At 65.9% G+C, this 19,695-nt stretch carries 20 protein-coding genes; 10 read left to right on the top strand and 10 right to left on the bottom strand.

Features of this window, described 5'->3' with window-relative positions; translation table 11 throughout:
• The first annotated feature begins 656 nt into the window (after positions 1-656).
• From HWX00_RS07030 to HWX00_RS07015, 4 genes are all read left to right on the top strand, one after another.
• Positions 657-1,046 carry a fucose-binding lectin II gene (locus tag HWX00_RS07030; RefSeq protein ID WP_034189645.1) on the top strand — a complete coding sequence of 130 codons (390 nt, stop codon included), beginning with the start codon at positions 657-659 and terminating at the stop codon, positions 1,044-1,046.
• Positions 1,047-1,169: 123 nt separating this feature from the next.
• Positions 1,170-1,976, top strand: a complete 807-nt coding sequence (locus tag HWX00_RS07025; RefSeq protein ID WP_175027258.1) for a fucose-binding lectin II — start codon at positions 1,170-1,172, stop codon at positions 1,974-1,976.
• A gap of 150 nt (positions 1,977-2,126) precedes the next feature.
• A complete protein-coding gene (locus HWX00_RS07020) occupies positions 2,127-2,861 on the top strand; it encodes a fucose-binding lectin II (RefSeq protein ID WP_049029951.1) in 735 nt (244 codons plus the stop codon).
• Positions 2,862-3,009: 148 nt separating this feature from the next.
• A complete protein-coding gene (locus HWX00_RS07015) occupies positions 3,010-3,849 on the top strand; it encodes an AraC family transcriptional regulator (RefSeq protein ID WP_124609161.1) in 840 nt (279 codons plus the stop codon).
• 55 nt (positions 3,850-3,904) lie between these two features.
• Here HWX00_RS07015 and HWX00_RS07010 read toward each other — a convergent pair whose 3' ends face one another.
• The 7 genes from HWX00_RS07010 to HWX00_RS06980 form a co-directional block, all read right to left on the bottom strand.
• A complete protein-coding gene (locus HWX00_RS07010; RefSeq protein ID WP_049029949.1) occupies positions 3,905-4,237 on the bottom strand; it encodes a helix-turn-helix domain-containing protein in 333 nt (110 codons plus the stop codon).
• Positions 4,230-4,592, bottom strand: a complete 363-nt coding sequence (locus tag HWX00_RS07005) for a type II toxin-antitoxin system RelE/ParE family toxin (RefSeq protein ID WP_404823770.1) — start codon at positions 4,590-4,592, stop codon at positions 4,230-4,232. The genes HWX00_RS07010 and HWX00_RS07005 overlap by 8 nt, the downstream gene beginning before the upstream one ends.
• A 307-nt stretch (positions 4,593-4,899) precedes the next feature.
• Positions 4,900-5,049, bottom strand: coding sequence for a hypothetical protein (locus HWX00_RS07000; RefSeq protein WP_154233778.1), 150 nt, complete (start codon positions 5,047-5,049; stop codon positions 4,900-4,902).
• Positions 5,050-5,188: 139 nt separating this feature from the next.
• On the bottom strand, positions 5,189-8,530 hold the full coding sequence (locus tag HWX00_RS06995; protein WP_226193690.1) for an autotransporter outer membrane beta-barrel domain-containing protein: 3,342 nt from the start codon (positions 8,528-8,530) through the stop codon (positions 5,189-5,191).
• A gap of 121 nt (positions 8,531-8,651) precedes the next feature.
• The gene (locus tag HWX00_RS06990; protein ID WP_154233779.1) at positions 8,652-8,843 is read right to left on the bottom strand and encodes a hypothetical protein; all 192 of its coding nucleotides are present in this window, start codon (positions 8,841-8,843) and stop codon (positions 8,652-8,654) included.
• A 176-nt stretch (positions 8,844-9,019) separates the two neighbouring features.
• The gene (locus HWX00_RS06985; protein ID WP_124670688.1) at positions 9,020-9,586 is read right to left on the bottom strand and encodes a cytochrome b; all 567 of its coding nucleotides are present in this window, start codon (positions 9,584-9,586) and stop codon (positions 9,020-9,022) included.
• A complete protein-coding gene (locus HWX00_RS06980) occupies positions 9,583-10,425 on the bottom strand; it encodes a catalase family peroxidase (protein WP_244131163.1) in 843 nt (280 codons plus the stop codon). Before HWX00_RS06980 ends, HWX00_RS06985 begins: the two co-directional genes overlap by 4 nt.
• On the opposite strand from HWX00_RS06980, the gene HWX00_RS36720 reads away from it, so the two are divergent.
• The gene (locus HWX00_RS36720) at positions 10,397-10,768 is read left to right on the top strand and encodes a hypothetical protein (protein ID WP_226193718.1); all 372 of its coding nucleotides are present in this window, start codon (positions 10,397-10,399) and stop codon (positions 10,766-10,768) included. The genes HWX00_RS06980 and HWX00_RS36720 overlap by 29 nt on opposite strands.
• 241 nt (positions 10,769-11,009) lie before the next feature.
• On the opposite strand, the gene HWX00_RS06975 is transcribed toward HWX00_RS36720, so the two are convergent.
• Positions 11,010-12,377 (bottom strand): M23 family metallopeptidase, encoded by a 1,368-nt coding sequence (locus tag HWX00_RS06975; RefSeq protein ID WP_175027273.1) that lies wholly within the window; start codon positions 12,375-12,377, stop codon positions 11,010-11,012.
• 288 nt (positions 12,378-12,665) lie between these two features.
• Between HWX00_RS06975 and HWX00_RS06970 the strand changes: the two genes are divergently transcribed.
• The gene (locus tag HWX00_RS06970; protein ID WP_175027256.1) at positions 12,666-13,535 is read left to right on the top strand and encodes a mechanosensitive ion channel family protein; all 870 of its coding nucleotides are present in this window, start codon (positions 12,666-12,668) and stop codon (positions 13,533-13,535) included.
• A 222-nt stretch (positions 13,536-13,757) separates the two neighbouring features.
• Positions 13,758-14,180: an NUDIX hydrolase gene (locus HWX00_RS06965; protein WP_175027255.1), complete on the top strand. Its 423-nt coding sequence runs from the start codon at positions 13,758-13,760 to the stop codon at positions 14,178-14,180.
• A 43-nt stretch (positions 14,181-14,223) separates the two neighbouring features.
• Here HWX00_RS06965 and HWX00_RS06960 read toward each other — a convergent pair whose 3' ends face one another.
• Entirely contained in the window at positions 14,224-15,366 is a 1,143-nt protein-coding gene (locus HWX00_RS06960; protein ID WP_175027254.1) for a branched-chain amino acid ABC transporter substrate-binding protein, read from the bottom strand.
• Positions 15,367-15,435: 69 nt separating this feature from the next.
• Positions 15,436-16,473 (bottom strand): histone deacetylase family protein, encoded by a 1,038-nt coding sequence (locus HWX00_RS06955; RefSeq protein WP_175027253.1) that lies wholly within the window; start codon positions 16,471-16,473, stop codon positions 15,436-15,438.
• Between the two features lie 129 nt (positions 16,474-16,602).
• On the opposite strand from HWX00_RS06955, the gene HWX00_RS06950 reads away from it, so the two are divergent.
• The 3 genes from HWX00_RS06950 (at position 16,603) to mqo (ending at position 19,630) form a co-directional block, all read left to right on the top strand.
• Positions 16,603-17,091 carry an Lrp/AsnC family transcriptional regulator gene (locus HWX00_RS06950; protein ID WP_034189659.1) on the top strand — a complete coding sequence of 163 codons (489 nt, stop codon included), beginning with the start codon at positions 16,603-16,605 and terminating at the stop codon, positions 17,089-17,091.
• Positions 17,092-17,160: 69 nt separating this feature from the next.
• Positions 17,161-17,448 carry a hypothetical protein gene (locus HWX00_RS06945; protein ID WP_175027252.1) on the top strand — a complete coding sequence of 96 codons (288 nt, stop codon included), beginning with the start codon at positions 17,161-17,163 and terminating at the stop codon, positions 17,446-17,448.
• Positions 17,449-17,986: 538 nt separating this feature from the next.
• On the top strand, positions 17,987-19,630 hold the full coding sequence (mqo, locus tag HWX00_RS06940) for a malate dehydrogenase (quinone) (protein ID WP_034189660.1): 1,644 nt from the start codon (positions 17,987-17,989) through the stop codon (positions 19,628-19,630).
• Positions 19,631-19,695: the final 65 nt, after the last annotated feature.

Below are 19,695 nucleotides of genomic sequence, written 5' to 3'. Positions count from 1 at the left end.
TAGTCGTAGCGAGAAGAGGGACTGGGCGGCTTGCATGGCCGGAATCAGATCACAGGGCGACCGGGGCTGTCAACCGGGCGCTCGGGATTCGCGGTTTTTGCCGGCACTCAGTGCGGGCGCAAAATCAGTCCAGTCCGATAGGCGACGGCCTGCCCCGTCGATATGCTTCACGGGTGCGGCGCCGGTGAGGTCCTATTCATGTTCGGAGTGAGTCGGTCCATCCTCTTCGCCGGTGTCGCACCCCTTCCCCTTGCGATCGGGCTTCGGTGCGGGCGTTCGACGGTGGCCGGTGGGCGCGGCCACGACCGAGATGCTGATGTTGAAACGAAACGCTGCCATATGCGAACGCCGAGCGTCTGCTCCGAAGCCCGATTGTCCGCTGCACCTTCCCGCCACGCTCTCGCCGCACTACGGCCCGCATCGTTCAGGAAAACGATACGCGCATCGACATAATTTCCCGAATACATCGAAAATCGATTCATTAACTGCAATTCATTAAATCGATTAACCTTGATTTTCGATTTACTGAACAATAACCCTTCCCGTTCGAATATTTTTTTATTTATTTTTCTCCATGCTTTAACCGTCGCGCTTCAAACGGCAAACGTTTGCGCGACAGCGCTCACGCCTTATCCAACAAACCTCAGGAGGCAAGCATGGCCGACTCTCAAACGTCTTCCAATCGTGCCGGCGAGTTTTCGATTCCGCCGAATACCGATTTCCGTGCGATTTTCTTCGCGAATGCCGCCGAGCAGCAGCACATCAAGCTGTTTATCGGTGACAGCACCGAACCCGCCGCGTATCACAAGCTGACGACGCGCGACGGCCCGCGTGAAGTCAAGCTGAATTCCGGCAACGGCAAGCTCCGCTTCGAAGTGTCGGTCAACGGCAAGCCGTCGGCCACCGACGCGCGCCTCGCGCCGGTCAACGGCAAGAAGTCGGACGGCTCGCCGTACACGGTCAACTTCGGGATCGTCGTGTCGGAAGACGGCCACGACAGCGACTACAACGACGGCATCGTCGTGCTCCAGTGGCCGATCGGCTGACCTGACGCGATCGACGACCGACCACCGCCGGCTGGCCGCGTCCGCGCCGGCCGGCGGGTTCGCGCCGCGTTCGGCGGCCCCTCACGCCGCCCTCCCAGAACCGTGTCATCACCGGAGACTTCCATGCCGCTCCTTTCGGCTTCGATCGTCAGCGCGCCCGTCGTGACGTCGGAAACCTACGTCGACATCCCCGGCCTGTATATCGACATCGCCAAGGCGGAGATTCGCGACGGCAAGCTGCAGGTCATCCTCAACGTGCCGACGCCGTACGCAACCGGCAACAACTTCCCCGGCATCTACTTCGCGATCGCGACCGATCGAGGCGTCGTCGCGGACGGCTGCTTCACGTATTCGTCGAAGGTGCCGGAAAGCACCGGCCGCATGCCGTTCACGCTGGTCGCGACAATCGATGCCGGCAGCGGCATCACGTTCGTGAAAGGCCAGTGGAAAAGCGTGCGCGGCAGCGCGATGCATATCGATTCGTACGCGAGCCTGTCCGCGATCGGTGAAACCGCCGCGCAATCGTCGTCGCACGGCAGCGGGAATCCAGGCACCGGCAACATCGGTGGAGGGGCCGGCGGCGAACGCGACGGCACGTTCAACCTGCCGCCGAACATCAAGTTCCGCGTCACCGCGCTCACCAACGCGGCGAACGACCAGACGATCGACATCTACATCGACGACAACCCGACACCCGCCGCGACGTTCAGGGGCGCCGGCGTGCAGGACCAGAACCTCGGCACGAAGGTGCTCGACTCCGGCAAGGGCCGTGTGCGCGTGATCGTGATGGCGAACGGCAAGCCGTCGCGGCTCGGCTCGCGGCAGGTCGACCTCTTCAAGAAGTCGTTCTTCGGGATCGTCGGCTCGGAAGACGGCGCCGACGACGACTACAACGACGGCATCGTGTTCCTGAACTGGCCGCTCGGCTGATCGGCGGCAGTCACGCAGCGTCGCGATGGCGACGGGGCCAACCACACATTGCGAAACTTTCAAGCAGTCCCACGCTTTGCGCCGCGCGCGGCACGGTGACCCCGGTCACCGGCTGCGCAACGCGAGATATTCCATCGAGACGAGGACGACATGTCACAACCGTTTACCCATGACGATCTGTATGCGCTGCTGCAACTCGCCGGCAACGACGCCACCGCCGTACAAGCCAACGGCGACCAGGCCGTGCTCGACCGGATGCGTCAGTTCATGACCGCGCAGCTGGTCGAGAAACTGCCGCAATACGACGTGTTCGTCGATATCGCGACGATCCCGTACAGCTTCGACGTCGGCAGCTGGCAGAACAAGGTGAAGACCGATGCGGCGGGCGAAGTCGTCGCCTGCACGGTCACGTGGGCCGGCGCGCCCGGCGTGCTGCCCGGCGCCGCCGCCAAATTCGGCGTGGGCGCAGTCGTCAACTATTTCTCGAAGGCGACGCCGCAGCCCGTGCAGCCGGCGCCCGCGCCGACCGGCGGCGGCGAACGCGACGGCATCTTCAACCTGCCGCCGAACATCGCGTTCGGTGTGACCGCGCTGGTCAACTCGTCGGCACCGCAGACGATCGAGGTCTTCGTCGACGACAACCCGACACCGGCCGCGACGTTCCAGGGCGCCGGCACGCAAGACGCGAACCTGAACACGCAGATCGTGAACTCGGGCAAGGGCAAGGTGCGCGTGGTCGTGTCGGCGAACGGCAAGCCGTCGAAGATCGGCTCACGCCAGGTCGACATCTTCAAGAAGACCTACTTCGGGCTCGTCGGGTCGGAGGATGGAACCGATGGCGACTACAACGACGGCATCGCGATCCTGAACTGGCCGCTGGGTTAAACCGCAGCAGCCCGTCGATCATCGCCACGCCGACCGGCGTGGCGATGTGCATTTGTGCAGCCACCCGATCGCGGCTGCCGCGCAAGAACGATCAAATGCCCCGGCCGCCGATACCATATAGTCCACCCGACACCCTCATTGGTACGCCATGCACCCGGTTGGACAAGCACTCTGGTTTATCGAAACCGAACTGGACAGGGAACTGACGCTCGACAGGATTTCCGCCGATTGCGACATGACGCGCTTCGGCTTCTCGCGCCTGTTCTCGATGAATACCGGCTGGCCGGTGATGCGCTATGTCCGGTCGCGGCGGCTGACGCGCGCAGCGCATGCATTGGCGCAAGGCGCGCCGGACATCCTGCACGTGGCGCTCGATGCCGGTTATGGCTCCCATGAGGCGTTTACGCGCGCCTTCCGCGATCTCTTCGGCATGACGCCCGAGGAGGTGCGGGCACGGCGCACGCTCGACGGATTGTCTGTTGTGGAGCCGCTTCGCATGAAAGAACTGAAGATCGTCGACGTGATGCCGTCACGTTTCGAGACCGCCGGCACGCGGCTGATCGCGGGCATGAGCGACCGCTATACGTTCGAAACCAACGAAGGGATTCCAGCGCTCTGGCAGGCGTTCATCCCCTACCTCGGGTCCTTCCCCGGCCAGCTCGGCGACGTCACGTACGGCGTGTGCTGCAACCCCGATGCGGACGGCAGCTTCGAATACATCGCGGGTGTGGAAGTCACGCGCGTCGACCGGCTGCCCGCGCCGTTTCGCTGGGTCGAACTGGCGCCGCAGCGCTACGCGGTGTTCGAACACGCCGGGCATATCTCGACGTTGCACCAGACCTTCCACAGCATCTGGAACGGCTGGCTGCCGACGTCAGGATTCAAGGCGGTGGACGCGCCCGAGTTCGAGCGCTACAGCGGTGACTACGATCCGGTGACGGGTGCCGGCGTGCTGGAAGTCTGGTTGCCGGTCGAACAGGCGGCGTAAGCGGTCGACTTTGGTATCCGCACCTTCGGCTGATCAGCGCCTGACGCCGGCGTGTTCAAGCGAACGAAATGACGAGCTTCTTGCCGCACGCTGCGGCGTACTTGCGCAGCGTCGCAAACGACGGCGAGTGCTTCTCGCTCGAAAACGAAGCTTCGAGCCTGGATACGGCCGATGTCGTAGTGCCCATTCGTTCGGCGACCTGAGCCTGAGTCAGGCCCGCGTCTTTACGCGCGTCGAGCAACGCACGAAGCGCGGTGAACTCCTCTTCCAGCGCATCGTACTCCGCCTTGATCGCCGGATCGGTAAGTAGACGCGCGGTGTCTTCGGCAGTGTGTCGGACCGGTGCATACCGCTCCTCGCTTGCATGCGCGTGGCGGGCCTTAGCCATTGTTACGTACCTCCTTCATTCGCGGGCGGGCGATTCGCAACTCGTCGCCGGATGTTTCCTGGGTCTTCTTGACGAAGGAATGCAGGACGACGAGGTCATACCCCACCTGCATGCAATAGAACACGCGCCCGATGCCCTCGCGACCTCGCGGGCGCAACTCAAACAATCCTTCCCCCATCGCGCGCGAATGCGGCATCCGTAGATCCGCACCGTATTCTTCCATCGTCTCGATCAGTCGGAGGTAGCCAGCCAGAATGCCCTTGGGCAAAGCGAACACATCACGTTTTACTCGTTCGTCGTAGTACAGGATCGTCCACTTCTTCATCGCAATGTTAGCAAATTTGCTAATTCTCATCAAGCTGTCGAGTCCTTCCGGTCAACGCACCACGTACACGTGACCACCCGCATGTATTGAGACTCCCGCGACAACGCGACGTGCCCGTTGCCGGTCACGAGCCCCGATCAGGTCACGCTCGTCAGGCCAGGCGAGCCGGGTATCTGGCTTCGGTATGTCAATGCGTCGCTACACGCTTCCTTCGGACTCTAAGGCGACCTCCTCGCGATTCGTCAGTTAGCTAAACGATCTAATTCTTGCGTTGCACGTACTCTGAAGAAATCCGCCGTCATCGACAATGGCAGCGGCGTGACCGGCTCGCACACGCTTACTGCTGAATCATCGTCTGCGCGGCCAGCTCGTCGATCAGCGCCGTTATCGCGTGCTGCGGCGCCCGCGCTCCAAGTCGCTGACACACCACTTTCTTCGCGGCATCGAAGGTCGGCACGACCATCGGGCACTTCTCGTCGAACTTCACGATCGCAAACGCATCGCCTCTCCGGATCGGGCTCGCTGCAACGAGCTTCAAATGCTGCATTGCTGCTAGTTGCGATACGCATGCCCCATGCGAGCATCGATTGCCCGCGCCGCAGCCGAATCGCTGCCACGGCGCGCCCTCACCACGCCCACCGCACACCCGCATTCCCCGTGATCGTGCGCTGGTGCTCGCCGCCCAGGTTCGTCAGATAGCTGACCGTCGCATACACGCTGCCGCGCTTCGTCAGTTGCGCGACCAGCCCCGCGCCGACCTGACCGGCCGTCTGCGCGACCTGCGTTCCGATCGTCGTCGAACCGCCGAATGTCGTCTTGTCGTCGCTGCCGAACGAACGCAGCACGTTCACGCGCAGGTATGGCTTCCAGCTCACGCCGTTCGAATCGAACGCGTATTGCAGGCGAGCGCCGATCCGGCCGAGGAATGTGTTGCCGTTGTTCCACGTGACATCCGACACGCCGTCGTTGAACTTGTCCAGCGACAGGTACTGCCACACCAGTTGCGCCTGCGGCTCCAGCGTCAGCCCGTAACCGAGCGCGATCGGGAAGCCCGCTTCGACCGAACCCGTGAATGCGTTGCCGTTCGTCGAGCCGCTCACGTTGTCGTTCGAATGCGTGCGCACCGTGAGTGCACTGCCCATCACGACCGCATCCGTATACCAGCCGCCCGGGCCGATATGCGTCCAGTAACCGCCGAGGTTGTACGCATTGACCTGCAGCGAGCCGACGCCCATGTCCTGCTGTGCAAGAGCAAAACCGTTCACGTCACCGACCGCGCGCGAGAAGCCGAGGAAGAAGCCGTAGTGATTGCGATGGCCACCGGCAGTCGTATCGGCGTAGAGATCCTGCCCGACCTGCATCCCCCACACCGTGCCGTCGAACGACGGCGTCACGTCGCCCTTCTGCTTGATGTCGCTCTTGCCGCCCCACACGCGTGCCCATGACGCGGGCACCGAACCGTTCTCGGCCAGCAAGCCCTGTTCGCCCTGCCGGTCATGGAACGTGTCGATCTGCAGCAGGCCGAGCTGGCGCGCGACGGCCGGCGCTTCCGCGTACAGCGGCACTTCGGGACGGTAGATCGGTTCCGGGTTACCGCCGGTGCCTGCATTGTCGACAGCTTCAACGATCGATCCCGGCGTGCCTTCGGCCGGCGTGACCGGCGGTTCGGTCGGCGGCGTCGGCTGGCCGGGCTCGACCACCGGCGGCTGCGGTTTGGGCGGTACCGTGTTGCGCAGGTACCAGTTGTCGCCGGTGCCGTTCGCCGTGCCGCCCTTCGCGAGGAAATACGAATACGCGCCCGCGCTCACCGTGCCGCCCGACAGCGAGAACGCGCCCGCGCCAGACGTCCCGCCATTGTTCAGCTGCACGACCTGGATGCCGTCGCCCGTTGTCTGCGCGCCGGGGCCGCCCACGTTCGTCACCTTCAGCATCGACGAGCCGCTGACACCGCCTGTGCCGACAATCAGCCGATCCGATGCCGCGCCATCCCCGGCCAGATAAGTATTCAGCGCAACCGTCCCGTTCTGCCCGATGTAGCCGCCACCGACGATCGTCAGCGTGTTGCCAACGCCGGCGCCACCCAGTTGCAAGAGCCCCGCGTTCGTCAGCAGCCCCTTGATCTCCAGGTTGCCGTTGCGGCCGCTCGCGAGGCCGGTCAATGCGTTCGCGACGGCAACCGTGCCATAGTTCACTACGTCGCCCGCCACACTGCCGTAACCGCCGAATGTTGCACCGGGCTCGATCCTCGCCCCGCCGCCACCAGTCATCGTGGCAGGTCCACCCAGTCCATCGCCAAGCACCAGCGTTCCCGCCTTGATTTGGGTGAAACCTGTGACATTGCTGGGGCCGTTCAGCGTCAACGTGCCGCTGCCCAGCTTCGTCAGGGAGCCATTACCTGTGAAGTTCTGCGTCAGTGTCGTGTTGAAGCCCTGCGTATCGATCGTGCCGGTGCCCCCGGGCGTGATCGACACCATACGGCTCGACGACAGGTTGAACGAGCTACCAAGCTGCAATGTGCCGCCGTTGAACGTCAAGCCTCCCGACGCCGCACCGAGCGCGTTGTCCGCCGCGACCGATAGCGTGCCCTGCATAATCGTCGTGCCGCCCGAGTACGTGTTGCCGCCGGCAGAAGAAGGCGTGACCGTCAGCGTCCCCGCACCGGTTTTCTCCACCGCGCCCGAGCCGCCGATCGTACCCGTGTACGTGCCGGCGCTGTCCTGCTGGAAGCGCACGAGCCCGTTGTCGGTGACGGACAGCGGCAGGTTCGACGCATTCGCCTGCAGCGTCGCGCCCGCGTTGACGGCCGCGACGACCGACGCCGTCGTCGTGCCGAGCGTGCCGATGAGGTTCAGCGTGCCGCTCTGCACCAGCGCGGTCGAGAACGTGCCGGTGCCGGCCCACGTCCAGTCGGTGCCGGCCATCGTCAGGCTCTGGAAGTTCGTGAACGCGTTCGACGCGGTGCCCGTGCCCTGCAGCGTCACCGTGTTGGTGCCGGCGCCGCCGTTCGCCGTGCCGACGATCTGCGAGCCCGTCTGCAGGATCAGCGTCACGTTGCCGTTGCCGCCCTGGATCGCGGTACCGCCGCCGCCCTGGATCAGCCCCGCGTTGGTAATGGTGGTCGCGCCGTTGGTCGACCGCACGCCGATCCCGTTGTTGCTGATGATCCTGCCGCCGGCCTGGTTCGTGATCGTCGCCGTGAACGAACTGCCGAGCGTGTTCGATACGACGGCGTCGACGCTGCCGCCGCTCGTCGCGGTACCGGTCGTCTGGATCGTGCCGCTGTTGACCAGCGTGTCGTTGTTGCCCTGCATGTAGACGGCCGGCGCATCGCGGCCGTTCGACGTCAGCGTGCCGCTGTTGGTGATCGTGCCGTTGCCGCCGAGCAGCGACGCCGCACGCGCGTTGTTGCCGGACGTCGTCACGGTGCCCGTATTGACGATCTGGTTGCCCGCCGCGCCCGGATTGCTCTGCCCCCACGCGGCCGTCATCCCGTACGCGTTGTTGCCGGTGGTCGTGATCGTGCCGTTGTTGACGAGCGTGTTGTTGTTGCCGTTCGCGGCCATCCCGTCGTTGTACTGACCGGTCGTCGCGATCACGCCGGCCGCGCCGTTGGTGAGCGTATTGCCGTTGTTCACGCCGAGCAGCACCGCGCCGCGGTTCGCGACGCCCGTGCCGTTGCCGGACATCGACAGGTTGCCGTTGTTGGTGACCGTGCTCGACGTGTCGACGGAGAACGGTGTCGGCGCGGACGACAGCACGTAGCTGCCCGTCACCGTCGAATCGAGGTTGATCGTCACGTTGGTGCTGCCGGCCGTGGCCACGACCGACGGCGCGTTCGCGCCGGTACACGTGACGGTCGTGCCGCTGCCAGGCGCGGTGGCCGAGCATGTCGCATACGTACCGACCGGCATTGCGCCGGTCAGGATCGCCACTCCACCCAAACCCAGATTCCGCGCCTTTCTTTTCATTTTTCCGCTCGCATTTATTGGTGACGTTATTGCTGCAAATCGGTGCGTGAACCGGGTTATATCACCTGTCTCGAAATAATCGCAAGATGCGATTGCGTGATATCGGCAATCACGCGGCGATTCATTTCGGATTGGGAAACAAGCGAAACGGGCTGGGCTGCTGCTTTGCAGCAACCCTTTGCGCGACGGCGCGGCGGCCGCGCGGCGGGGAAACCGGTTGAATTTGCCGGTTTGGACGAAAACGCTGAAAGTGCGGATGACGGATTTCGGGCGATTCGGAAATACTGACGCAATGCCGCCATTCGTTGGCCATGCATTGGCGATATGCCGCTCGACGATGCTGCTCTGCACGATGCGGACGACCCGCATCCGGTACACCCGCTCGCCGATTCGATTGTCGAACCGGCCGATACGTATTCCAGCTTGCCGGACGACTGTCGCCGGAGCCGTCATTCGACAGGCTCCGGCGACAGTCAGACACTGGGCCGCTTATCCGCGTCGGCGCTCGCCTCGTGCCATGCTCGAGAAAACGCCGTCCCGGTAGATCCACGCATGAACCAGGGCAGCCGACAGATGGCCCACGACGACGACGAACAGCAGTCGCGCCAACAGGCCATGCGCATCGCGCAGCCATGCGAAGAGGATCGGACTGGCCGGCACGATCGCCGGCAGATTGACGCCCTTGAACAGGACGATCGGGAAACCGCCCGCCGACAGCAGCGCCCACCCGATCAGTGGAAGCGCCAGCATCAGCGCATACAACATCCAGTGCGATGCCTTCGCGGCCAGCCTCTGCCAATGCGGGAGATTCTCGGGCAGTGCGGGCGGCCGGCTGTGCAACCGGTTCGCGACGCGCAGCAGCGCGAGCACGAGGATTGCGATACCCAGCGGCCGATGCAGGTCGATCAGCCAGATTCGATGATGCAACGACGTCATCATGCCGGCACCGATGAACAGCATGGCCAGGATCATCGCGGCCATCAACCAGTGCAGACCTCTCGCCAGCGCATTGAAATGGCGCGGCGCGCCGCCGCTCGCGCGCTTTTGCGTACTCATTTGACCTCCTGCTTGCCGACCGCCTCGGTCGCCTTGCCGTAGCCGATTTCCCGCTCGCGGCGATTGAACGAATGCGCGTATGCGCCCGAACGCGCATTCAGGATCGGATCGTTCGACACCTCGACGCCCGCGGGCACGATCGAAGGATCGAAGTTGATGTCCCGGCAGGCGCCCTCCGCCTGCTCGACGACGCCCGTCATTTCCAGCGTGCCGGCGACCATCTGCTTGCGATCGGCCGGCCACGGCTGCGATGCGTCGTCCACGGCATCGCCGGGCTGCGCGAGCTGCAGTACGTAGTCCCAATAGAGCGGCTTCTGCGCGAGCCGCGCGCGCACGCCTTCGAACAGGAAGTCGTGGTCGGCCTTCCGCCGTTGAACATCGCTCAAGGGCACGAACGGATCATGCGGGCGCATCATCCAGCGCACCGCTTGCCGGTGCCCGTCGGCGGCCACGAGATAAAAGGCGTTGACGCTATGGAACGTCGCGCCGGCGAAGCTGCCCGGTGCCGGTTCCCGTGCCGCCCATTTCATGAACTTCCCTGCCTCCGGGTACGCCTTCAGAAAAGCGGCTACCCGCTCCGGGTCGGGTTGGCCGGTGGCCGGATCGGGAGCCGTTGCCCGCTGCATCGCCAGAAAACCTTCCGGTTCGTGTGTCGCGAAGTACGGCTGGTTGTTCATGGCCATCCGCCATTGCTGCTTGTCGTCGGTCGTCAGCAGCAGGGCCATGCTCAGCGTCGTCGTGGAACTGTCCGCCGCATGCGGACTGCCGGTCCCGATCGAGAGCCGCCCGACGACGGGAATATCCGCCTGCGTGAAGACGCGCGCGGTCGACAACGGCACCGCCGCGCCGTCGGGACGAAAGGTGCCGGCGAAACAGATGCCCTTGCCGTGCGCGCGGCGAAAGCCCGGCGGAAACGGCTGCGGCGTCTCGGACACCAGCGATGCGCTCGTCGTGCGCGATCCGATCCAGCCCGCCGCCCACGCGAGCGCGGACGTCAGTGCGCCGGCCACGACCGCGATCGCCGCCAGTGCGCTCCAGGTGCGTTTCGATGTGAGGTCAAGTTTTGACATAGATGGTTTTTCATCCCGTTGTGTCGTCGCGCATTCCGCGCCGCGGCCGTCGACACATGAAGCGTCGACACGCCTGCGGACACCATCCGGCGCGCGCGATCGAGCCGATTGACGCGCGAACGCGACAGCGACGATCACCTGCGGAAATCGCCATGCGCGTTGCATACGAAAATCTTAGCGACGGGACGAAGACGGGTACATCGGACTGGGCTGAAAGCACCGGACGGACGTAGGCCCCGTCCTGCCGTACGAGCGCCGGCGACGCGCACATTCGGTGGCGACGGAGCACCGGTTGGCCCACGCAACGATGCCGGTCATTGCGACCGGCATCGACGGACTTCGGAGGCTGGCGGTCAACCCGCCCGCGGCGCATCGACCTTCGACATTGCCACCGGCTGCGCCAGCGCCGCCAACGCCAGTTGCGTGCGCGCATCGCGCGCCACGCGGCGGAACGCCACGCGTTGCTCCCCCTTGAGCTTCGCCGCTTTGGCCGCCTGCACCAGCGCGATCGGATCGACAAGGCGGGCATGCCTGCGCACCTCGAAGTGCAGATGGGGGCCGGTGGCCGTCCCCGTGCTGCCGACCGCACCGACGCGCTGGCCGCGCACGACCCGCATGCCGGTTCGCAACGCCGGATCGAACGCCGACAGGTGCGCGTAGTACGACGCATAACCGCCGTCATGACGGATCACCACGTACTTGCCGTAACCGCGCGGCTCGGTGCCGATGAACGTCACGACGCCGCGCTCCGACGCATGCACCGCGCGCCCGGCCGGCGCCGCGAGATCGACGCCGGAATGCACGTGACGCGCGCCGCTCACCGGATGCACGCGCGCACCGAAATGCGAGCTGATCCGCGTCGCGGCGACCGGCATGGCAAACCGCGAACCAGCGAGTGGCATGCCGTCGAGGTCGTAGTACGCGCCGGGCGCGCGCGCATCGGGCACGAACCATACGGCCGCGACCCGCTGCCCGCGAAAGCGGATATCGAGCGCCGTCACGCGTGCACGGCCCGGCTGCTTCGCCCTGCCGTCGGATTCGAAGGCGACGCGGAAGGTGTCGCCGGCCGCACCACGCTGCGTCGGATCGACGCGTCCGGTCAGCAAGCGGGTGATCTGCGCGGCGACGCCGGCCGGCAGTTCGGCGCGCGCCAGCGACGCCCGCAAGGTGCCGGTGATCGCGCCGGCACGGGTGCCGCGGCTGGGCGGCGCGAGCGTGAACGCATCGGCCGAGGCGAGATCGACGGCGGGACGCCCGGGCGCCGATGGCGGATCCAGCGCGGGCAACGGCGACGCAAGGCCGTAATCGAACCGCGCTGCATAACTGCGTTCGACCGCGCCGCGTGCCGCCTCGCACAGCACGCGGTAAGCCACGCATGCACCGAAGCGGGCAACGGGGCCGTCGCGCTCGGCGGCCGGCGGCCCGTGCAACGCGTACGATGCGTACGCGACGTCGAGCGGCACGACCGACGCGCGCAAACCGCCCCACGTCGTTCGGGCGGAACTGAAAAAAGGCACGCCGGCAAGGTCGCTGGATTCCGCGGTCGCCGGTGCGAAGGCGGCATCGTGCACCGCTTGCGCCGCCGACCCGTGCGCGCCGGCCACGCAGGCCGCCGCGGCGACACCGCGCATCAGCGCGCGGAGCGTCGGAAAACATCGGACGCCGCGCTCGGCGGATCGACCTTGTTCGCGTGCGAGACGGGAACGCAGGTCTAACCGCATGACGTCGTCACTCGCTATCAATGAAAATCGGGAAAAAACACGGAAAAACCGGGCATCACGAACCATGATCGGCGCGGCCCGGCAACTTGAAATCGAGTGTATCGGCGTACCCACTTCGGCTAAATAGGACCAATCTTATTTTTGGAAAATGCCGTTTAGTACACGAACGAAATTGCGTTTCCACCGTCCGACCCCGTGCAATCGCGCGAACCGCCGTGCGCCGGGTAGAGTCGAAGGCTGCCTGCGCACGACATACCGCGCCCCCTGTCTTCAACCCGGAATCCCGTCATGTTTCTCGAACAATTTCATCCGGAACGCTGGACGTTCCTGTGGAACGCGTTGTCCACGCTCTCCCTCCGGCTCTGCGCCGGCCTGGCGCTGCTCGTCGCCGGCTGGTGGCTGTCCAAACGCATCGGCCGCTGGCTGAACCGGCTGCTCGCGAACAAGAAACGCGTCGACGACACGCTGCGGCCGATCCTCTGCGACGTCGCCGTCTGGGGCATCCGCATCGTCGCGATCGTCGGCGCGCTGTCGCAGCTCGGCATCGAGACCGCGAGCCTCATCGCGGTGCTCGGGGCCGCCGGCCTCGCGATCGGGCTCGCGCTGCAGGGCACGATGCAGAACATCGCGGCGGGCATCATGCTGTTGCTGCTGCGGCCGTTCAAGGTGGGCGACTACATCGATGGCGGCACCGGCGTCGCGGGCACCGTCGACGAGGTCGGGCTCTTCATGACGCGGTTGACGAAGCCGGACGGCATCTGCGAATACGTGCCGAACAGCGCGCTGTGGGGCAGCGCGATCCGCAACTACACGCGCAACCCGACGCGCCGCCTCGATCTCGAAGTGGACGTGTCGGTACACGACGATATCGATCGCGCGCTCGACGCGTTGCGCGCGCTGGCCGCGGCCGATCCCGACGCGCTGCAGGATCCCGCGCCCGACGTGATGGTGATGCGCTTCGACGACAGCACGGCCGTCGCGAACCTGCGCGTGTGGACCCATACCGACACGTTCTGGGCGATGCGCTGGCGCCTCGCGCGCCAGGTGCGCAAGACGCTCGCCGACGCGGACTGCGCGCTGCCGATCCGCACGCGTGAACTGCACATCGTGCACGACGCCGAACGCCGCACGGACGGCGCACGCGCGCAGCGGGTGTAAGCGGCGGGGACATCGCTCCGGAGCGATGCGCCCGCTGGCCGCGCTCAAATCAGACTTGTCTGATTCACTGCGCGTGCGACGCTCGCCACAATGAGCGTGCCGGATGAAGCGGTCATCCCGTCCGGCACACGCCAGTATCCATCTCCGTTCTTCGCCGCTCTTGCCGAGCGGCGTTTTTTTGCCCGTCGATTCGACACACGGGCATTCAATCGGGAAACCCGCATGAAAGAACGCGCCACCGTGCTGTGCCGACGCGGCGACCGGATCCTGCTGGTCGCCCGGTTGAATGCCCGCTGGGTACTGCCCGGCGGCACGCCGCGGCCCGGCGAATCGTTGCGCGACGCCGCGCGCCGCGAACTGCTCGAGGAAACCGGGCTCGCGTGCGGCAATGCCCGCTATCTGTTCCGGATCGCAGGCGCGCACAAGGTGCACCACGTGTTTCTCGCCGAGATCGATCCGGATGCGATCGCGCGCCCGATGAGCGAGATCGCGCATTGCGCGTGGATCGACCGCGGGTCCGTCGGGTCGCTGCATTGCAGCCGGCCGACACCGCTCGTCGTCGAACTCGCGTTCGACTGGCTGCGGCAGCCGCGCCTCGTGCCCGGCGTGATCGACCACGACGTGTTCGCCGATATCGCGGCCTGAGGTCCGCGCGTGCGACGGGCGCGCGATACCGGCGCGCACCGCGTCACATCTTCACGATGTCGAGCAGGGCCTTCTTGCCGCCCCTGTACGTGAATACCGAGATCGCGCCGTGCTTCAGGTCGCCCTGCGGCGTGAAGCTCGTCTCGCCGATCACGCCGCGATAGTCGGTGGCCGGCATCGCGGCCAGCACCTTCGACGGGTTCGTCGAATTCGCGCGCTTCATCGCGTCGACGATGATGTACACCGCGTCGTACGAGAACGGCGCATACACCTGCATCGGCTGGTGATAGCGCGCTTCGTAGCGTTTCGCGAATGCCGCGCCGCCCGGCATCTTCTCGAGCGCGATGCCGGCTTCGGAGCACACGACGTTGTCCGACGCCGGGCCCGCGAGCTTCGGCAGGTCGGTCGAGCACACGCCGTCGCCGGCGAGGAGCTTCGCGCGCAGGCCGAGCTGGCGTGCCTGCTTCGCGAGCGGGCCGCCCGTCGCATCCATTCCGCCGTACATGATCGCGTCCGGGTTCTCGCCCTTGATCTTCGTGAGGATCGCGCGGAAATCGATCGCCTTGTCGTTGGTCGCGTCGCGCGACACGACCTTCATCCCGGCCGATTGCGCGGCCTCCTCGAACTCGGTCGCGAGGCCCTGCCCGTACGCGGTCGCATCGTCGACCACGGCGACCGTCTTGATGCCCAGGTGCTTCGCCGCATACATCGCGAGCGCCGGCCCCTGCTGCGCGTCGGTCGCGACGACGCGATAGGTCGTCTTGAACCCCTGCTGCGTGTACGTCGGATTGGTCGCGGCCTGCGAGATCTGCACGATGCCGCCGTCGCGATACACGCGCGACGCCGGGATCGACGTGCCCGAGTTGTGATGGCCGACGACGCCGACGACCCTGTCGTCGACGAGCCGCTGCGCGACCTGCGTCGCGGTGCGCGGATCGCCCGCGTCGTCCTGCGCGTCGAGTTGCAGCGTGACTTTCCGGCCGCCGATCGTCAGGCCCTTCGCGTTGATTTCCTCGACCGCGAGCCGCGCGCCGTTCTCGCTGTCCTTGCCGAGATGCGCGATCGCGCCGGTCAGCGGCGCGACGTGCCCGATGCGCACGATGTCGTCCGCATGCGCGGGCCATGCGGCCAGTGCGCACGTCAGTGCGGCCGCGGTGGCGAGTGCCGTCTTGTGATGCCGGTTCATGCCTGTCTCCTCCTTAATCACGCTTCGTTCGTGTCCGGATCCGTCGTTCGTCGAAGGCCGCGCATGCGCTCACGCGCGCCCTTCGAATCCCAGCAGGACGTTCACCGCGTTGATGCCGATCTCGTCGACCATGTAGCCGCCTTCCATCACGAACAGCGTCGGCAGGTTCAGGCGCGCGAGCGCCTCGCCGATCCGCAGGAAGTCGGGCGAGCGCAGCTTGAAATGGCTGATCGGGTCGTGCTCGAACGTGTCGACGCCGAGCGACACGACGAGCAGGTCGGGCGCGTGCCGCGCGATCGCCGCCGCGGCGCGGCCAAGCGCCGCCGAGTAGGTGTCCCACTGCGTGCCCTTCGGCAGCGGCAGGTTCAGGTTGAAGCCTGCTCCCGCCCCCTCGCCGCGCTCGTCCGGATAGCCGGAGAAGTACGGGTACGACACCGACGGCTCGCCGTGCAGCGACGCGAACAGCACGTCCGGCCGCGTGTAGAAGATGTCCTGCGTGCCGTTGCCGTGGTGGAAATCGACGTCGAGCACCGCGACGCGCGCGGCACCGCTCGCGATGCCGTGCTGTGCCGCGATCGCCGCGTTGTTCAGGTAGCAGTAGCCGCCCATGTACTCGCGGCCCGCGTGATGGCCGGGCGGGCGGCACAGCGCGAACGCCGCGCGCGCGCCGCCGCCCGACAGCAGGTCGGCACCGGTGAGCGCCGAGTTCGCGCTCGCGCTCACCGCGTCCCACGTGCCCGCGTTGATCGGCGCGCCGGCATCCATCGCGAAGAAGCCGAGCTTGCCGTCGATGAAATCGGGCAGCGCGGCCGACGCCGGCATCGCGCGCACCGGCCACACGAGCGGCAGCGCCTGGCAGGTGCGGCCGGTCGCCGTCCATTCGTTCCACGCGCCGGCGAGGAAATCGACGTAGCGCGCGCTGTGCGCGCCGGCGTAGCTTGCGCGGTCGAACGCACGCGGCGCGATCACGTCGCCGAGGCCCGCCGTGCGGACCTGCGCGAGCACCGTTTCGGCGCGAAGCGGGTTTTCGAACGACTCGGTGATCGCGCCGTCCTTCAGTTCGACGCCGCGATGCAGGTGGTGATCGCTGCTGTAGACCGTGAGCATGATTGACCGTTGCCGTGATGACCAGGGGAATGGGGTGGTAACAGTCTATTGACGCCGGCCGGCAATAACTTTGCTTTTCGCTTCTTCGTTTCGTACAATTTTGAGAAATCTGTCTACGAGACACCGGATATGAGCAAAAATCGCGCTTCGGTTGAACTGGACGGTGTCGACCGCGCAATGCTCCGCCTGCTGCAGGAAGACGGCGCGCTGTCGAACGCGACGCTCGGCGAGAAGCTGTCGCTGAGCGTCACGCCGTGCTGGCGCCGCCGCAAGCGGCTCGAGGACGAGCACGTGATCACCGGCTACCAGGCGAACCTCGACCGCCGCGCGCTCGGCATGAACGTGTTCGCGTTCGTGCAGGTCACGTTCAACATGCACTCGGATCAGGATTCGGATCACTTCGAGGAGGTGATGCGGCGTCACGACGAAGTCACGTCGTGCCACAAGATCACCGGCGCCGCCGACTACCTGCTGCAGGTCGTCGCGGCCGATCTCGACGCGTATGCGGAATTCGTCGAGCGCGTGCTGCGAAAGCAGGCCGGCGTATCGTCGATCCAGTCGAGCCTCGCGTTGCGCGAGGTGAAGTTCTCGTCGCGCGTGCCGGTGCCGGACGCGTGATCGATCACGCGTCCATGCGCCCGTATGCGGGCATCCGCCACCGATCGTCATCCCATGGAGCGCTACCCGATGAAACGCTACCTTCCCGCCGCGTCGTTGGCCGCCGCGATCGCCTGCGCATTCGCATTGAGCGCCTGTGCCGCGCAATCGTCCGCGCCAGCCGGTCCCTCCGCGCAAGCGGCCCCGCCGACCGTCGGCGGCGATCGCGACGCACACGGCTGCATCGGCTCGGCCGGCTACGCATGGTGCGAGCATACGCAGCAGTGCGAGCGTCCGTGGGAACTCGCGAAGGCACATGGCTTCGCGAATTCGGCACCGGCCTACGCGCAGTTCTGCCGGAACGGCGAAGCGAAGTGAAGTGATTCGACGTGAACGGGGCGCGGTGCAACGCCGCGGCCCGATGACGTACCCGCGTGGCGCACGGCGTGTCCGTCGCCCGCATTTCGCGCTTCCGACCCCGCCGGTTTTCCCGCCTCGCGCACCGTCATTCCGGAAACCCGGACACGCAAAAAACCCCACGAAAACAGGGGCATTCGTCGTCTGCGACACGTTGTCCGAGTTCGGTTATATTACGCGCCCCTTGCCACCCCGCCCCCGCAAAAACGCATCGCGCGCGGCACCTTTCCACGCAGCCTGAAGCGCGTTCCGCCGAGGCTTGCCACAAGGGCCCGGGCACGTTGCGCACCCTCGCGATGCTGCGATTGCCTGCCCGCGGGAAGCCGATCCGAAGGTGTCCTTCCGAACGGCTGCGCGTGCGCAAATGCAACGGCGCATCGCGTCGATCCGGAATTCCGGATTCGCGATCCGGATCTCCGGATCCGCATGCCGGCGCAACGGAACCGCGCGCCGGGCGGCATGGCAAACCGATGTATCCAAGTTGAAAAAGGGATCTGCTGTGATCAAAACGTTACGGGTAATACTGTCGGCGCTCGCGCTGTGCGTCGCGACGTCGTCTGCGCACGCCGCCGATACGAAGAAGGTCGACGTCCTGCTGGTGGGCGGCGGCATCATGAGCTCGACGCTCGGCGTCTGGCTGCACGAACTCCAGCCCGACTGGTCGATGACGATGGTCGAACGCCTCGACGGCGTCGCGCTGGAAAGCTCGAACGGCTGGAACAACGCCGGCACCGGCCACTCGGCGCTCGCCGAACTGAACTACACGCCGGAGAAGGCGGACGGCAAGATCGACATCTCGAAGGCGATCGAGATCAACGAGTCGTTCCAGATCTCGCGCCAGTTCTGGGCGTGGCAGGTCAAGCAGGGCGTGCTGAAGAACCCGCACTCGTTCATCAACTCGACGCCGCACATGAGCTTCGTGTGGGGCGACGACAACGTGCGCTTCCTGAAGAAGCGCTACGAGGCGCTGCAGGCGAGCCCGCTGTTCCGCGGGATGCAGTATTCGGAAGACTACGACCAGATCAAGCAGTGGGTACCGCTGATGATGGAAGGCCGCGACCGCAACCAGAAGGTCGCGGCGACGTGGACGCCGATCGGCACCGACGTGAACTTCGGCGAGATCACGCGCCAGTTCGTCGGCTACCTGAAGACGCAGCCGAACTTCACGCTGTCGCTGTCGAGCGAAGTGCGCGAGATCACGCGCAATGCCGACGGCACGTGGCACGTGTCGTGGGTCAAGCTGCACTCGGATGAACCGCCGCAAGCCGTCGACGCGAAGTTCGTGTTCATCGGCGCGGGCGGCGGTGCGCTGCACCTGCTGCAGGCGTCGGGCATCCCCGAGGCGAAGGACTACGGCGCGTTCCCGGTCGGCGGCTCGTTCCTCGTGACCGACAACCCCGAGGTCGTGAAGCAGCACCTCGCGAAGGCCTACGGCAAGGCGTCGGTCGGCTCGCCGCCGATGTCGGTGCCGCACCTCGACACGCGGATCATCGACGGCAAGAAGATCATCCTGTTCGGGCCGTTCGCGACGTTCTCGACCAAGTTCCTGAAGAACGGCTCGTACTTCGACCTCGCGAAGAGCACCAACCTGCACAACGTCGCGCCGATGATGCGGGTGGGCGTCGACGAATTCCCGCTGGTCCAGTACCTCGCCGGCCAGCTGATGCTGTCGGACGACGATCGCTTCAACGCGCTGAAGGAATACTTCCCGAACGCGAAGAAGGAAGACTGGCGCCTGTGGCAGGCCGGTCAGCGCGTGCAGATCATCAAGCGCGACCCGGTCAAGGGCGGCGTGCTGAAGCTCGGCACCGAGATCGTCGCGTCGCAGGACGGCAGCATCGCGGGCCTGCTCGGCGCATCGCCGGGCGCGTCGACGGCCGCGCCGATCATGCTGAACCTGATGAAGAAGGTGTTCAAGGACAAGGTCGCGACGCCCGAGTGGCAGCAGAAGATCCGCCAGATCGTGCCGAGCTACGGCACGAAGCTGAACGACAGCCCGGCGAAGGTCGTCGAGGAATGGACCTACACGAGCGACGTGCTGCAGCTGTCGCCGCCGCCGAAGATCGACCTCGGCGTGCCGTCGCAGCCGGCCGGCAACGCGCCGGCCCGCCCGGCGAAGGCGTCGGCCGACATGGCGCTGTAACGCGCCCGGCCCCGTTTCGCCACGCCGCACGGCCGCCCTCCGGGGCGGCCGTTTTTCTTGGCGCG

The sequence above is a fragment of the Burkholderia seminalis DSM 23518 genome (genome assembly GCF_902832885.1).
GTDB lineage: Bacteria > Pseudomonadota > Gammaproteobacteria > Burkholderiales > Burkholderiaceae > Burkholderia > Burkholderia seminalis.
This window is presented reverse-complemented; position numbering and strand designations above follow the sequence as displayed.

Coding starts and splice junctions, on each gene's coding strand:
- HWX00_RS07030 (WP_034189645.1), top strand. CDS start 657: ATGGCCGACTCTCAAACGTCTTCCAATCGTGCCGGCGAGTTTTCGATT.
- HWX00_RS07025 (WP_175027258.1), top strand. CDS start 1,170: ATGCCGCTCCTTTCGGCTTCGATCGTCAGCGCGCCCGTCGTGACGTCG.
- HWX00_RS07020 (WP_049029951.1), top strand. CDS start 2,127: ATGTCACAACCGTTTACCCATGACGATCTGTATGCGCTGCTGCAACTC.
- HWX00_RS07015 (WP_124609161.1), top strand. CDS start 3,010: ATGCACCCGGTTGGACAAGCACTCTGGTTTATCGAAACCGAACTGGAC.
- HWX00_RS07010 (WP_049029949.1), bottom strand. CDS start 4,237: ATGGCTAAGGCCCGCCACGCGCATGCAAGCGAGGAGCGGTATGCACCG.
- HWX00_RS07005 (WP_404823770.1), bottom strand. CDS start 4,592: ATGAGAATTAGCAAATTTGCTAACATTGCGATGAAGAAGTGGACGATC.
- HWX00_RS06995 (WP_226193690.1), bottom strand. CDS start 8,530: ATGAAAAGAAAGGCGCGGAATCTGGGTTTGGGTGGAGTGGCGATCCTG.
- HWX00_RS06990 (WP_154233779.1), bottom strand. CDS start 8,843: ATGGCCAACGAATGGCGGCATTGCGTCAGTATTTCCGAATCGCCCGAA.
- HWX00_RS06985 (WP_124670688.1), bottom strand. CDS start 9,586: ATGAGTACGCAAAAGCGCGCGAGCGGCGGCGCGCCGCGCCATTTCAAT.
- HWX00_RS06975 (WP_175027273.1), bottom strand. CDS start 12,377: ATGCGGTTAGACCTGCGTTCCCGTCTCGCACGCGAACAAGGTCGATCC.
- HWX00_RS06970 (WP_175027256.1), top strand. CDS start 12,666: ATGTTTCTCGAACAATTTCATCCGGAACGCTGGACGTTCCTGTGGAAC.
- HWX00_RS06965 (WP_175027255.1), top strand. CDS start 13,758: ATGAAAGAACGCGCCACCGTGCTGTGCCGACGCGGCGACCGGATCCTG.
- HWX00_RS06960 (WP_175027254.1), bottom strand. CDS start 15,366: ATGAACCGGCATCACAAGACGGCACTCGCCACCGCGGCCGCACTGACG.
- HWX00_RS06955 (WP_175027253.1), bottom strand. CDS start 16,473: ATGCTCACGGTCTACAGCAGCGATCACCACCTGCATCGCGGCGTCGAA.
- HWX00_RS06950 (WP_034189659.1), top strand. CDS start 16,603: ATGAGCAAAAATCGCGCTTCGGTTGAACTGGACGGTGTCGACCGCGCA.
- HWX00_RS06945 (WP_175027252.1), top strand. CDS start 17,161: ATGAAACGCTACCTTCCCGCCGCGTCGTTGGCCGCCGCGATCGCCTGC.